Source organism: Clostridium sp. HV4-5-A1G (genome assembly GCF_900184915.1).
In the GTDB taxonomy this organism is placed as follows: domain Bacteria; phylum Bacillota; class Clostridia; order Clostridiales; family Clostridiaceae; genus Clostridium_B; species Clostridium_B aromativorans.
This window is the reverse complement of sequence record NZ_FXYI02000090.1, coordinates 1-14737: the sequence shown is the minus strand read 5'-3', so window position 1 is coordinate 14737 and position 14737 is coordinate 1. Positions and strand designations below refer to the sequence as shown.

Below are 14737 nucleotides of genomic sequence, written 5' to 3'. Positions count from 1 at the left end.
CTGTAATAAACTAAATTATACTACTTTAAAACTTCTGATACTACGGATGCTTATTATTTGAAAATAATTTTCTATTATGATATTATAATTGAAGTAAAATAATGTGATTATTTAAGATTATAAAATTTCTAAATACACTACAATGGAGGAAAACAATGATTGGTGAAATAGCTAAAAAAATTCGTAATTTAAGAAAGAAAAATAATTTTACTTTAAAAGATCTAAGTCAAAAAACTGGTCTTTCAGTGAGTTTTTTGTCCCAAATAGAAAACGGTTCTTCCTCTCTTGCAATTACTTCTCTAAAAAAAATTGCAGATGCCCTTAATGTCAATATAAGTTACTTTTTTAAAGCTCCTGAAACTCATAATTTTCTAGTTAAAATAAATGAACAAAAATTATTTAAAATGGAAGGTTCCAATTCAGAATTTATAAGAATAAGCGGTAACTTTTCCTCAAGAAGCCTTGAATCCATGCTGGTAATAATACCTCCCGAGCAGCCCCATGGAAGCAGATTCAATCATCCGGGTGAAGAATTTGTATATGTACTGGAGGGCGGCCTTATCGTAACTTTAGATGGTAAAGAATATTTCGTAGAAGCAGGTAATTGTATACAGTATCCTTCAACTATAATACATTCATGGAGAAATCCTATGAAGCAGGCCACAAAACTGATTTGCGTAATAACTCCATTAATTTTCTAAAATATCAGTTCTTTATTTTAAGTATAAAAAAGCACTCACCAATAAAAGTAAGTGCTTTTTATAACTGTGAATCATCTTTACGACTTTTTTCATTTCTCCCTTTTACTAATCCCCGTATAAATATTGTTGTAATCACTATTCCTAAAACTATAATTAATCCCTTCATTACAAATATCCTCCTCATTAATAAAATTATAACATATTTTTTTTAAAAGGGGATCTTTATTCAATTCACAATACACAATTGATAGCAAATAGAAATTAAAGTTTACGCATATATTGACATCCATATGTAAAAGATGTACAATAGAATAATATGAGGAGGTGATAAAATGGAAAATAAGAAATCTATACTGATAACACCTGATGTTATGGAAGAATGTCTATGTGAATCTCTGGATATAATTGAAAAAAATACTCAGTCACATAAGAAAAATAAAAAGCATTTAAAGTAAAGAATTATAATTTTCAATTCTCATCAGTCATTATGTGATATCCGTGATATTGTTACTTTCCCATCAGTAATTCTCTTTTAAAAGCTCCCAATAAGAATAGCCTATAAATTTTCCACTGTTTTTCCTATATTTCATAGGAAATAAAGAGTGGTATTTTATAGGATCTTACATAAGACTTCATTTTCCCCTATACATATTCTACTTATATAAATTATTCTATTCGTATAATTATTTTTCGCCATAAATTCAAGAAATCTTGATTTAATTAAACTGCTATTACAGTTTCAACTCCATAAATCTTGCATCTTTAAACGGATTATAGGTATAAGCTGGAATATCATAAAACCCTGAGGATAAATACAGGTGCTGTGCACTTTTCATAGTTACAAGTGTATCGAGTCTTATGTATTTATAATTCATATCTTTAGCTTTTTCAATTGCTATATCTATAAGTTTTCTTCCTATACCCATCCCTCTGTAATTATCACGAACATAAAATCTTTTCATTTCGCAAATATCCCCCAATATTTTTCTAAGAGCTACACATCCTGCGCTTTTCCCATCTACCGAGGCCAGTATAATTATGCCATCTGGTGAACTATATTTTCCAGGTAACGTATTCACTTCTGTCTGAAATCCCTGAAAATCAAGATCTATGTTCAAGGAACCTGCATAATCTAAAAACAATTTTTTTACTTCCTCTAAATCCAATTTGTCTTCTGCCATTTTAAATTTAATTTCATGATTTTTCTCTTTAAAAATATTCATGTTGGTAGCCCCTTTAATTCTATAAAAATTCATGAAGCCAACTTTATAATTTCACCAGTTAGGGGAATGAAATTAAAAAAGTCAGCCTCGTTCTAATATAATATAAGATAAATACCCTGTAGTTAACAAAACTTATATAAGATATTATAGCACATAATATGCTGATATGTTTAAATTGATCATAAATAATTTTGGAGATTTAGAGCAATTAATGAAATTAAAAATGCTAAATATTCATAACATTTTCTTTTGTAATGTCAATTAATTCAGCATCAGTATGGATTTCTATAAAATCTATAATATTTTCCATTATATAATCAGTATGTGATGAATTTCCGCATATTCCCACAATGCCTATAACTATTATCTGGTGTATATCCCTGTCGTCTATTTCCGATACCGATACATTAAACTTATTTTTTAACTTTTGGACTATGCTTCTTACGATCATTCTCTTTTCCTTCAGTGAATGTACCCAGGATGCTCTTAATTTAACTCTCATAAATAAAATTTTCAATATTTATCACCATCTTTTTTTAATGTTGTATTATAAATTATAATACAACATCTATCATCTGCAAAAATATATATAACATTAAATTTAATCAATTTTTAATGTCAACGATATATAATACAATTATATTATATATATGGAGGAGATTTCTTATGCCATTATTGGAATTTAAAAATGTATCATACATGAGCAATGGCAAGTACATATTAAAAAATTTATCTTTAAAAATCAATCAAAAAGACTTTATATCTGTAGTTGGTCCATCAGGCAGCGGCAAAAGCACCTTCTTTAGGCTGTGCTCTCAACTTATAAGCCCAACTGATGGAAATATACTTTATAAGGACATACCCTACACTGAATATAACCCCATAGAATGGAGGAGACAAATATCTTACTGCTTTCAAACTCCCTCTCTTTTCGGGAACACTGTCATGGATAATTTAAATTTTCCATTTTTCATACGAAATAAAAAAGTGGATTTATCGACAATAAAGAAACTTCTGAATGATTTTAAAATGAGTTGCGAGTATTTACCAAGAACTATAGATAATCTTTCAGGTGGAGAAAAGCAGAGAATTGCACTAATAAGAACTTTAATCTTTAATCCTGAAATTCTTCTCCTAGATGAGATAACATCTGCACTTGATGAAAAAAACACTCTAATCGTGGAAAACGTAATCAGATCTTTAAATAACAGCGGAACCACTATTTTATGGATAACACACAATTCAGAACAGAGTAAAAAATATGCAAATAAGATTTTATCAATTGAAAGTGGAAAATTTAAATCTTTGGAGGTTATAAAATGACTGGAGCTGCAGATATAAGTATTTATTCTATTTTATTTTCCCTACTGCTCGTGCTGATCTCTCTTATTTTTTCATATTCACAAAAATTGAATCTCGAAAAGGATATAATTATAAGCGTGGCAAGGGCTGTAATACAATTGATTATTGTAGGATACTTGTTGAATTATATATTTGGATTAAAAAATGCATTTTTCACTACATTTTTACTGATATTTATGATTATAAATGCTGCATACAATGCATCCAAAAGAGGAAGCAAAATTAAAAATGTTTTCTTTATATCTTTTATATCAATAATTCTTGGAACATCAATCACCCTGGCAATTCTTGTGTTTTTGAGAATTATAAGATATGAACCTTATCAGGTAATACCCATCGGCGGGATGATCATCAGCAACTCAATGATAAGCCTGGGATTGAGTTTTAAACAGATGAAATTAAACTTCAAAGATAAAAGGGCTGAAGTTGAAGCAAAATTATCACTAGGAGCAGACATCTACCAATCATCCATAAATATAATAAAAGACTCCATTAAAGTTGGAATGATGCCTACTATCGATTCAGCCAAGACTCTGGGAATAGTGGCACTACCCGGTATGATGACCGGGCTTATTCTGGCAGGTACTTCACCTATAAATGCCGTCAAATATCAGATAATAGTCACCTTTATGCTGCTTTCCGCAACTTCCATATCTTCTTTTACAGCCTGTTATTTAAGCTATAAGAAATTTTTTAATGACAGGAAGCAATTAATCCAAGAAAAATAATAATAGATTTTTCTTGGATTAACACTTTACAGCTTATAGTTTAATTTCTTTATTTTCAATTCTTTTAGTTAAATCTTTAATTTTTTCTTCAATGGCCTTAGCTGTTTTAATAAATTCCTCGTCGCTTTTTCCTGTAGGATCTTCAAGTCCCCAGTCTTCTTCATATTTTGATGACAAAAATGGGCATGCAACATTACAGCCCATTTTTACCACTATATCAATTTGGGGTAAATCATCAATCAGCTTAACATGTTGAATTTCACTTATATCAATATTATATAATTTTTTAATTACTCTGACTGCATCTTTATTTATTTCAGATTTGATTTCAGTACCAGCTGAGTATGAATGAAATACCTCACTTCCATATAATCTTCCTATTGCCTCAGCCATCTGTGATCTACATGAGTTATGGACACATATAAAAGCCACTTTTGGTTTCATCTTTTTCCTCCTATGCTAAATTTTTATATTATGAGTTATATTCTGATTTTTTAAATACTATTAAATCACTATCTATTTTGGATGGTTTTCCTAGTGTTTTATAAGAATTTTGTAAAATTCCTACTAGCTCCCATCCCTCTTTTCCATATTTATTTAGTGATTCTTCTATACTTAAATTCTTTTGTGAACTTAAAAAATGATCAACCGTAAATACTTTATATTCCCATTCCATATTAACAATACCCCCTTAAAAATTTCTACCTTTTTAGTGCAAAATACTTTTTCCCCCAGTGCAGTGCTACATTTACAAGCCCTATCATTACAGGCACTTCAATCAATGGTCCTATTACTGCTGTAAAAGCTTCTTTAGATTCTATACCGAATACAGCAACTGCAACAGCTATAGCAAGCTCAAAATTATTACTTGCAGCAGTAAATGAAAGTGTAGCTGTCTTTTTATAGTCTATACCTGATTTGTAACTTATAAAAAATGAAACTGAAAACATAACTGCAAAATAGATTACAAGTGGTATGGCAATTCTAATTACATCCAAAGGCAATTCTATGATATATTTCCCTTTAAAAGTAAACATTACAACAATAGTAAACAATAATGCTATCAAGGCCAATGGACTTATTTTTGGAATAAATTTTTTTGTGTACCATTCTGTACCCATTTTAGGCTCCAGCAGTAACCTGGTTAACATTCCAAGTGCAAAAGGAATACCAAGGTAAACTGCAACGGAAGAAGCTATTTTCCCCATTGAAATATCTACACTATAGCCGGTAAGCCCAAACCATGTTGGAAGTACGGTTATGAATATATAGGCATATATAGAATAAAATATAACCTGGAATATGGAGTTGAACGCCACAAGTGCAGCCGCATATTCCGTATCTCCATCTGCAAGACTGTTCCATATGATGACCATTGCAATACACCTGGCAAGGCCAATAAGTATAAGGCCTGTCATATATGCAGGATAAGCATGTAAGAATATTACTGCAAGTGCAAACATCAGTATAGGTCCTATTATCCAGTTTTGAATAAGTGACAGGGATAATACCTTAGGATTTCTAAATACCTTACCAAGTTCCTTATAGTTTACTTTGGCAAGGGGTGGATACATCATTACAATAAGCCCTATGGCAATTGGAATGGATGTAGTGCCAACGGATAAACTGGATAATCCTTTTGATATACCTGGTACACCCCACCCAAGCAAGATTCCTGCAAACATAGCAAGAAATATCCAAAGCGTTAAATAACGATCAAGCAATGACAACCTGGATGATTTACTTTTCATATACATTCCTCCTGTTTTCCATGGGGTCTGACCCCTTACCATTTTATGGTAAGGGGTCAGACCCCAATTATAGATCAAATAATTTTTCATCCTTAATTTCTTCTGCTTTCCATTTTATCAATGCAAAATTCCCGTCAGAAATTTCGTTGACTTTGTTTATCCATGGTATTTCACTGCTTGCTTTAGCCTTGAGTACACTATTTGTAGTATCAGCTGCATACATGCTGGAATTTACAATCCACCACTTACTTGCAATTCCTGCACGTTCCAGATCTGCCTCAAGACGCAGGGATTCATAAACCGGAGTATCTTCAGCCAAAGTTACAATAATAACTTCTGTATCATCGGCATTTTTGAGTTTTGGTAAAAGATCTTTAACAGATTGAGGTATATTGCCCTCTGAACGCTTAATCTCTCTATTATAGCTTTCCGTGGAGTCCAATAACAACAGCGTATGACCTGTAGGTGCTGTATCTATCACTACAACTTCATCCTTTGATTTCTCAACTATTTCTGCAAAAGCTCTGAATACAGCTATTTCCTGTGTGCACGGAGATCTTAAATCCTCTTCAATATACGCCATATCACTTTCATCCATAGTTTTTCTAGCCTTATTTAATACTTCTTTCTTATATTTTTCAAGTTCTTCTTTTTCATCAATATGGCTTAATGTAATACCATAATTTTTATCCAGGACAAATTTTAAATGTGCTGCTGGATCAGTAGTAGTTAAATGAACTTTTTTACCTTTTTTTGAAAGCCCCAGGGCAATGGCAGCTGCAACTGTTGTTTTACCTACTCCACCTTTTCCCATAGTAAATATTACTTTTTTGTTAGTATTGTACAGATCATCAACTATATCTTTCAGCTTATTTATTCTTTTCACATTTAGTTTTACATTCCTATATTCAGTATTATCTTTTTTTAAAAATGCTCTTATATTTTTAATTCCCGTTACATTGTATGGTCTAAGTGGTATTTCATAAGTTTCAATAGATTTTATACTTTCAGGCATATCATTTAAAGCATTTTCCTGCTTTAGATAAATTGCATTTGAAATATTGTCATCGTGGACTTCAAGTACACCATTTATAATCAATGCCTGATTATCTATGCCTATATCTCTTAACTCCTTAGATGCTCTTTCTGCTTCTTTAAGAGGCGTAATTTCAGGTCTTGATACAAGGATAAGAGTAGTTTTTGTTTTATCTGATAAAGTTTCAACTGCATTTTTATATAATGATTTTTTATCTTCAAGTCCTGATAATTGCCCTAAACATGAAGCTCCATGAGTGCTTTCTCCTATAAAATTGCTCCAGGCCGAAGGAAGCTGGAGCATCCTCAGTGTATGGCCCGTAGGAGCTGTATCAAAAATTATATGATCAAATTTTTCTTCAATTTTTTCATCAGTAATAAAAGTTGAAAATTCATTGAAAGCTGCTATTTCCACAGTACAAGAACCTGAAAGCTGTTCTTCCATATTATTGATAGCTGCTTCTGGAAGCTTACCTCGATATGGAGCTATTACACTTTCCCTGTACTCTGCAGCAGCTTTTTCAGGATTTAGGTTTGCTACTGTCAAATTTGGTACGTCTTTAATTTCAACTCCCTTATTATCGAGATCCGTGCCAAACACGTCCTGTAAATTAGAAGCTGGATCTGTACTGATAAGCATAATTTTTTCACCACGATCTGCAAGGGCAACAGCAGTGGCGCAAGCAGCAGAAGTCTTACCTACGCCTCCTTTACCTGTAAAAAACAAATATTTAGTTAAATGTATACTGTCAGGGTTAAATCTTTTAACCATCAACAGCACCTTCCTCCGCAATCACAGCCTTTAGATTTTATCTTAAGTCCAGTTTTTAAATAATCTTCTGATATACCCAGCAATTCGCAAAATTCCTTATTTGTTGGATATGCCTTTGTCTTTACTATTACACCCTCTACCATAGTTACTGGAAGTATTTCCGTACCTTCTTTATTCAATGCCTCATTAATCGTTTTGTTGTCTACAAATATCTGGGGATTACCAGTCAAATTGTACCTTTCAACCAATATACCTTTTTTTTGAAGTGTATTAATAACAGTGGAAACTCTTAGTAACTCTGGATCTATAGAAGGTCCACATACTCCTGTAGAACAGCACATTGCCGGATCAAAAATTATCATTTTTTTCATATAAATCACTCCTCGTATAATAAGTTTATAGTCAGTTAGATGACTGAGATAAACTTATTTATTTTTCATTGTCAGTTCCACATTTGCTGCTGCCCTGTCCTTTGCAGATACACTCCTCAGTGTCTGTTATAATATTCATGAGGAACAGCAATAGCTTATTTGCATTAGTATTATCCAATGAATAGTGACTCCAGACCCCTTCTTTTCTACATTTAACAAGTTTACAATCCATGAGTACTTTCATATGATGGGACAGAGTTGGCTGTGTAAAATCAAAATGTTCCAGTAAATCACAAGCACATTTTTCACCACAGGAAAGTATGTCAATAATTTTTAATCTGTTTTGATCAGACAGTGCCTTGAATATTTTTGCGTTTAGTTCGTAATCCAATTTCATAAAGTCACCTCTTATATAGATAATTATCTATGTCTATAATATAGACTATTATCTATGTATTGTCAATATAATTATCATAATAAGCAAAATAATAGACTATCATATATATAATAGTCTATGTGATAAAATTGTATTTGTTACTTAACCAATATAAATGTCAAAATAATTTTATTATATGAACCTAGTTCACTCCCACCAACTTACTTCTACGTTCCATCAAAACCACATCATGCCATAAGCCATTATTCATTTTTCCCAGTTTTTCTCTTATGCCTATTTTTCTGAAACCACATTTTTTGTGAAGAGCTATGCTTCCAGTATTCTCTTTTATAACTGCAGATTGCAGAGTCCAGAATCCACTTTGTTCCGATAATTTAATTAAATTTTTTAAAAGAGCAGTTCCCATGCCCTTTCCTCTGTATTCTTTTCCTATATATATACTTACTTCTGCAACACCTGCATATACACATCTACTTGAAATTGGGCTTAAAGCTGCCCAGCCCAATACTCTATTATCCAAACATGCTATTAATCTACATGATTTAATATGGCTGTTATCCCAATCCGGCCATTTAGGCACCTCAGTCTGAAATGTAGATCTACCCGTGTTAATACCTTCCAAATAAATTTTTGATACCTCTCGCCAGTGTCTTTCTGTCATTTTTTCAATTTTACAATTCATTTTCAAGCCTCCAAATTTACACTATACAATACTTATCCTAAAATTTATACGCTTTTACATGTGCCCCTGCAAAGGCTCCATCAATAAGTGCTGCATCTATTTTACTGTATGCATCACCTGAATTTTTCTGTTTTGCAATATCTTCTATAACATCTCTGGTGTATATATTTACCGGCGTTATTTTAATATCTTTAAATCCAACTTTTTTAAGTATTTCCTCATATTTCTTAACTGACAAGGCACCTGCAATACACCCTACCCACATTTCCACGCTATGCCTTATACTTTCTGGTACATGCTTAAGAACAACAATATCTGCGATTGCCAGCCTTCCACCTTTTTTTAATACCCTATAAGCCTCAGACAAGGCTTTTTCCTTACTTTCACAAAGATTTATCACACAATTCGACATAATAATATCTACAATCTCATTTTGAAGTGGTATATCCTCGATAAGGCCTTTCAAAAATTCAACATTTGTTGCGCCCATTTTTTCTTTGTTTTTGTTAGCAAGCTCCAGCATTTCATCAGTCATGTCCAGTCCATAAACTTTTCCAGTTGGTCCAACGTACCTTGAAGACATAAGTACATCAATGCCACCACCACTTCCCAGATCAAGTACAGTTTCACCATTCTTCAATCCTGCAAATAGTAATGGGTTTGCACAACCCAAAGATGCTTCCACAGCTTCTTTGGGTAACTCATTTAAATTTTCCCTTCCATAGATAAGCGAAGATCTGCTTAAACCACTACAGCAGGAAGACGTTAAGCAGCAATTATTTCCCATTCCGCTATTGACTTTTTTTGCAATACCACCATAATACTTTTTTACCTTATTTTTTACATCATACTCCATTTATATCCTTCCCCTTTCATTTTACTATTGACAACATTCATTTTTGCTGACAGCCTCAATAAGTATTTCTATACTTTCTATTACCTGTTTCTGTTTATCTGCTGGTATAAAATCATAAATTTTTTTAAAGTACATATTCATTCCTTCTTCAATACCTTTAAATATTTTTACACCACTTTCAGTAAGTGATATAGTCACATATCTTCTGTCCTGTGGATCAATATCCCTTATTGCTAAACCGTCAGTGACAAGGTTATTTACAGTTCTACTCATGGTACTATTTTTAAGATCTAGTAATTGAGCCAATTCATTCAATGAAATACTTCTTGCACGTCCTATCTCCACCAAAGCATGACATTGAGCCATTGTTATTCCACAACAGGCAAGCTCGCTTTCGCTCAATATTCCAAGCTTTCTCTCAAGTATTCTAATCATTTCCCTTAATCGCTTTGGTTCACTTACATCGTTCATATGTAATCACCTCTTATAATTATTGTATCATACAACAATTAGAATATACAACTATTATTTGATTTTATACAGAGAGAAATACAGTATAAATAAAGAAAGTAAAAAAATAAAAGTAAATAGTACTCTTGTCCTACTTGCTTTTATTTTCATAAATATTATACAAAATATCTATCAAATATAACAAAATGAGAGAGTTACAGCTTTTTTCACCTGTTTTACCTTATACTTGAATTTCGCTTAGATGAACCACTTTTATTGGAACCATTCTTATGTCCACTTTCTTTAACTTTCCTATTGTTAATATTTTTGATTGAACTTCGATTTGTTTTAATCTTATTTACACCTGGATGCTGCAGCTGTTTTGAATAAGATTTTCTTTTGCTGTTATATCTATTTGAAATAGAATTATGACTACTATTAGTACTATTTTTCCATTGAAAGCTATTATTATTTGGCTTTTTATAATTACTTTCACTATTCAAATATCTATTATTTATCATATTGTCAGTACTTTTTACATTTTTATTTGGATCCTTATTTGAATTTCCATTCGTACTCTTATTTGATCCTCCATTTGAATTTTTATTTAAAATTATACTACCGTTGGACTGAATTTTAACCTTCAAATCAGAAGTTTCCATATTTAATTTGAATTTAGAAATATTTACGTTTTTACCATTTATATCAATAGAAATAGTTTTTGTCTTTATATACTCCTCATCAATAAACTTATCTTTTTTGGATTGATCAATTATTATCTTCAAACCATCATTGATATTCACATTATCTATCTTAACCTGACTCAATATTTTACTCCCGTCATCATCCAATGCTTTAAAAGAAATAATTCTGTTTAAAAAATTTACTTTTAACTCAATATCGGGGTTTATATTTACCAGAACTGTAGCTGACGGACTGTAATAAGCTTTAGCTCCACCACCTATAATCAATACAAACATTATACACGCTGCAGCTAGTATTTTTCTTGCACTAAAAGGATAAAATCTATGTACAATTTGATTTCCCATAAATTCTTCACCAATATTAGGTTTTTTACCATTGCAGTCCACTTTAATAAATTCGCCGTAAGGAGTAAGCAAATTAGCACACTTACCATCTATACTTATTACTATACCTTCTCTTTTATTCATTGCTTTCACCTACTTTTATATTTAAATAAGACTTTATATAAATAAATTTTTCACTATTAAATAATATAAATAGAGCAATAATATATTTTCTCCACTTATCGACAAATTTTCTGTTAAATCCAGTATATGCACATATTTTCTTAATAGGAAGCCTCCTGTTATGTAAAATGTAACTGCTGATTTCATCATTGTTGCATATTTTCAAGGCAATTCCTAAGGCACTATTTCTTGTATCCTTATGTTTTGGACTGCTATTTACAAGGTTATTGAAATTAATTTTATATTTTGCGAGCTCTTTGCTAAACTCAATAATTTCGTCCGCTCTATTTTTATTTTCCCTTTCTATCTCAAAACTGTCTATGGCACTACTATTATCCAATCTTTCCATATCATATTGGTCATTGTCAAAAGTAAGCAATGGTAAATTTTTATTTTTTCTAAAATAGTCGATCAGTGCATTTTTGATTATAATTTTTGCATATGTATAAAAATTTCCTTTACATTCTGTATAGTTATCACAGGCCTTGTTGAAGGCAATTAATGCAATGCTGAGTTCATCGTCATTTTCCCATTGAAGATATTTTTTTGAAATAGAGTAGGTACATTTATATATAAAATTTTTATTTTCATTAATAAACTGGCTTTTATTTTTACGAATTAAGTGATTAATATTCTGCATGAAATCACCTCATATATTATATTATACGAAATAAATGAGAACTTTAGGGGGTGTAGCGCAAATTATTTCGTAACCCCCTCAAAATATAATAGAGATATCGTATATTTTAGTGATCGATCAAGCTTAATTAAAATAAAAACAAGAATTAAACTTTTATGCATTTAGAAAGGATGAGCAATATGAAAAATTTAATGATTTTAGCAGCAAGCGCAGTGATGGCACTGGGTATAACGAATATAACATTTGCTTCTGAACCAATATCTCTAAAAGATCAAGCCGGTATAACGCCGAACAGCATCTTATACCCGGCAGATAAAGTTATAGATGCTATACAGATTACATTGTCTTTTTCAGATAGTGCAAAAGCAAGTACATTATCAGATATAGCTGAAGAAAAGTTAGGTGAAAGCGAAATTATGGTAGACAAAAACAATCAGAGTCTTGCAAATACAGCTATCGATGATTACAAAAACTATATGGATAGAGCTGAAAGTAAAATTGAGGATACACTAAATAATAATAAAAATACATATAATCAAGATAAACTAAAAAATCTAGAATATGTGGAAGATAAAATTATAATTAAAGAAAAGAAATCCCTGTATATATTGACTAAACTTCAGAATAAGGTTAGCGGTAATGCAAAAACCGTACTAGCAAAGATCATAGAAATACAGACAGCAAAAAGAAATGCCATATTAGCTGTCAAAAAAGAACGTGTACTCTATATTAATGCTAAAAAGCAATACAATGAGGCTAAAATAGCTCTCGAGAAAGCAAAAAAATTAGGAGACGAAACAGCAATTAAAGCTGCTGAAGATTTATTGGGACAAAAACAACAGGCGCTGGATACAGAAAAACAGAATTTTGTAAAAGCTGTTCAAACAAAGAAAGAAGTTTCTAAGATAAGTGTAGGCAAATTAATAAAAGAATCAAAAATACAGAAAAGGAAAAATTTAAAACTTAATGTAATTAAAAAACCAAACAAAACAAACACCCCTGTAACTAAAACAGCTGTAACTAAAAATACAATAACTAATGAAACATTGGGTACGGCTGTAACAAATCCATCTGCATCAAAACCTGCTGTAGTAAATAATAAAAATGTAAAAAAGCGCTCAGTAAAAGTTGTAAAAAATCGAATTAAAAAAGAGTCATGTAATAATAAAATTAGAGAAAAAAATCAAAGCAAGATAACCAGTAATGGCAACAGACAGAAGTCTGTAAAATTACAGCATTAAAACTATTTTTTAATGGGGTCTGACCCCCTTACAGAAAATGGTAAGGGGTCAGACCCTAGATAAAATGTCGTAGATTTCATCATATTTGAATATCTCTCCACACAAAAGCATATCTTTAAACTCTCCCACTGATACAAACTTTACATCACTGACTTCTTCCTTCTGAAGAGCTAATTTGGATAGTTCAATATTCATGTATACAAAATAAATATCCCAAATAATATTACCCTGAAATATTCTTCTGATAAAATTCAAGTCATCTTTTTTAATACATATTCCCAATTCTTCTTCTACTTCTCTTATAGATCCATCCACTGTATTCTCTCCGCTGACCATGCATCCTGTTGTCAATGTCCAAATATTAGGAAGGATCTTCTTATTATCAGACCTTTTCTGAATCAATATTTCAAATTTATCATTTATTATCCAGACTTCAGCTGCCAGATGATACTGTCCTCTGCTTAAGATATCAGTGCGTTTTTTCATCAAACCTGTTTTATGCCCTTTGTTATCATATATATCCCACAATTCCACTTGAAATACCCCCTTACATTTTCTCTTAATTATAATTCCAATTATATCAATAAACCATTTTACAGTTCCATTATAACTGAACTACAGCTAATTCTAACAATAATTTCTATTTTTAGGACTAAAAAAATAGTTCCCCAGTTTTAAAACCAGAAAAACTACTTTTTAAAATATTCCATATTAAATTTGACACTCAGCAGTCAGTTACATCCTAAAGCACCTATTCATCGAGTACAAAAAATTATAAAAATTCGCATGCCTTATTTCATCTGTAATAATTTCAGTCAGCATATTTATGTGAATTCTACTCTGCATTGCAAATAATATTTTTCTGTACCTTTCAACTGCTGCTAGCTCTCCATATAGTGCCCTTTTTACGCCGTCACAAAAGTGTTCAGGATATTGCATTTCTTCATTTTGAAGTTCAGATATATTTTCACCGGTCAGATCGTGATAAATTTGCCTAAACATCCTATTGTGCTTACTCTCGTTATCCCTGATTCCCACTATAATGTTTCTGGATTCTTCATTAGGAGAATTTTTTATCAGGTAGTCATAGAAGAGTTCATCTTCCCTTTCTCCAGATACAGCCTCTCTTATCAAATTAATCGCTTCAGGTAAATTGCCCGGATAGGTATAAGGTCTCTCATCAATACCGTTTGGCAAATTTGCTGCATGCCTCATAAAGCAGCACTTAAAAGTATATGGACAATAATTCATTTTTTCACTCCTAATTTGTAAACTATACTTATATATTATTATATATTTAAAATAATAGTTACAAAT

20 protein-coding genes are annotated in these 14737 nt (G+C 31.3%); 5 read left to right on the top strand and 15 right to left on the bottom strand.

Translation table 11 applies throughout. From position 1 onward, the window contains the following. Positions 1-155: 155 nt before the first annotated feature. Both J5G60_RS10730 and J5G60_RS19080 read left to right on the top strand, forming a co-directional pair. Entirely contained in the window at positions 156-701 is a 546-nt protein-coding gene (locus J5G60_RS10730; protein ID WP_150356684.1) for a helix-turn-helix domain-containing protein, read from the top strand. Between the two features lie 332 nt (positions 702-1033). Beyond that, complete coding sequence (locus tag J5G60_RS19080; protein ID WP_268253864.1) at positions 1034-1156, top strand: hypothetical protein; 123 nt, start codon at positions 1034-1036, stop codon at positions 1154-1156. A gap of 276 nt (positions 1157-1432) precedes the next feature. Here J5G60_RS19080 and J5G60_RS10725 read toward each other — a convergent pair whose 3' ends face one another. Both J5G60_RS10725 and J5G60_RS10720 read right to left on the bottom strand, forming a co-directional pair. After that, positions 1433-1924: a GNAT family N-acetyltransferase gene (locus J5G60_RS10725; protein ID WP_150356683.1), complete on the bottom strand. Its 492-nt coding sequence runs from the start codon at positions 1922-1924 to the stop codon at positions 1433-1435. A gap of 226 nt (positions 1925-2150) precedes the next feature. Beyond that, entirely contained in the window at positions 2151-2441 is a 291-nt protein-coding gene (locus J5G60_RS10720; protein WP_150356682.1) for a DUF503 domain-containing protein, read from the bottom strand. Positions 2442-2590: 149 nt separating this feature from the next. Here J5G60_RS10720 and J5G60_RS10715 point away from each other — a divergent pair, with 149 nt between their 5' ends. Both J5G60_RS10715 and J5G60_RS10710 read left to right on the top strand, forming a co-directional pair. Beyond that, a complete protein-coding gene (locus J5G60_RS10715; RefSeq protein WP_150356681.1) occupies positions 2591-3247 on the top strand; it encodes an ABC transporter ATP-binding protein in 657 nt (218 codons plus the stop codon). Then, positions 3244-4014: an ABC transporter permease gene (locus J5G60_RS10710; protein ID WP_150356680.1), complete on the top strand. Its 771-nt coding sequence runs from the start codon at positions 3244-3246 to the stop codon at positions 4012-4014. The genes J5G60_RS10715 and J5G60_RS10710 overlap by 4 nt, the downstream gene beginning before the upstream one ends. A gap of 33 nt (positions 4015-4047) precedes the next feature. Here J5G60_RS10710 and J5G60_RS10705 read toward each other — a convergent pair whose 3' ends face one another. The 11 genes from J5G60_RS10705 to sigI form a co-directional block, all read right to left on the bottom strand. Then, positions 4048-4458, bottom strand: a complete 411-nt coding sequence (locus J5G60_RS10705) for an arsenate reductase ArsC (protein WP_150356679.1) — start codon at positions 4456-4458, stop codon at positions 4048-4050. Between the two features lie 28 nt (positions 4459-4486). Next, a complete protein-coding gene (locus J5G60_RS10700; RefSeq protein ID WP_150356678.1) occupies positions 4487-4690 on the bottom strand; it encodes a DUF4177 domain-containing protein in 204 nt (67 codons plus the stop codon). Positions 4691-4715: 25 nt separating this feature from the next. Next, entirely contained in the window at positions 4716-5765 is a 1050-nt protein-coding gene (arsB, locus tag J5G60_RS10695) for an ACR3 family arsenite efflux transporter (protein ID WP_150356677.1), read from the bottom strand. Positions 5766-5832: 67 nt separating this feature from the next. Continuing rightward, complete coding sequence (arsA, locus tag J5G60_RS10690) at positions 5833-7572, bottom strand: arsenical pump-driving ATPase (protein ID WP_150356687.1); 1740 nt, start codon at positions 7570-7572, stop codon at positions 5833-5835. Continuing rightward, positions 7572-7943 (bottom strand): arsenite efflux transporter metallochaperone ArsD, encoded by a 372-nt coding sequence (arsD, locus tag J5G60_RS10685; protein ID WP_106011062.1) that lies wholly within the window; start codon positions 7941-7943, stop codon positions 7572-7574. Before arsD ends, arsA begins: the two co-directional genes overlap by 1 nt. Positions 7944-8001: 58 nt before the next feature. Then, positions 8002-8340, bottom strand: coding sequence for an ArsR/SmtB family transcription factor (locus J5G60_RS10680; RefSeq protein ID WP_150356676.1), 339 nt, complete (start codon positions 8338-8340; stop codon positions 8002-8004). Between the two features lie 181 nt (positions 8341-8521). Beyond that, a complete protein-coding gene (locus tag J5G60_RS10675) occupies positions 8522-9022 on the bottom strand; it encodes a GNAT family N-acetyltransferase (protein WP_150356675.1) in 501 nt (166 codons plus the stop codon). Between the two features lie 37 nt (positions 9023-9059). Further along, a complete protein-coding gene (gene arsM, locus J5G60_RS10670) occupies positions 9060-9878 on the bottom strand; it encodes an arsenite methyltransferase (protein ID WP_150356674.1) in 819 nt (272 codons plus the stop codon). Between the two features lie 24 nt (positions 9879-9902). Continuing rightward, a complete protein-coding gene (locus tag J5G60_RS10665) occupies positions 9903-10349 on the bottom strand; it encodes a MarR family winged helix-turn-helix transcriptional regulator (RefSeq protein ID WP_150356673.1) in 447 nt (148 codons plus the stop codon). A gap of 215 nt (positions 10350-10564) precedes the next feature. Next, positions 10565-11500, bottom strand: coding sequence for an anti-sigma-I factor RsgI family protein (locus J5G60_RS10660; RefSeq protein WP_150356672.1), 936 nt, complete (start codon positions 11498-11500; stop codon positions 10565-10567). Then, positions 11493-12179, bottom strand: a complete 687-nt coding sequence (gene sigI / locus J5G60_RS10655; RefSeq protein ID WP_150356671.1) for an RNA polymerase sigma-I factor — start codon at positions 12177-12179, stop codon at positions 11493-11495. Before sigI ends, J5G60_RS10660 begins: the two co-directional genes overlap by 8 nt. Before the next feature lie 179 nt (positions 12180-12358). Here sigI and J5G60_RS10650 point away from each other — a divergent pair, with 179 nt between their 5' ends. Then, the gene (locus J5G60_RS10650; protein WP_150356670.1) at positions 12359-13420 is read left to right on the top strand and encodes a DUF5667 domain-containing protein; all 1062 of its coding nucleotides are present in this window, start codon (positions 12359-12361) and stop codon (positions 13418-13420) included. 48 nt (positions 13421-13468) lie between these two features. On the opposite strand, the gene J5G60_RS10645 is transcribed toward J5G60_RS10650, so the two are convergent. After that, positions 13469-13954: an NUDIX hydrolase gene (locus tag J5G60_RS10645; protein ID WP_150356669.1), complete on the bottom strand. Its 486-nt coding sequence runs from the start codon at positions 13952-13954 to the stop codon at positions 13469-13471. A gap of 201 nt (positions 13955-14155) precedes the next feature. Then, positions 14156-14671, bottom strand: coding sequence for a ferritin family protein (locus tag J5G60_RS10640; protein WP_150356668.1), 516 nt, complete (start codon positions 14669-14671; stop codon positions 14156-14158). Between the last annotated feature and the right edge of the window lie 66 nt (positions 14672-14737).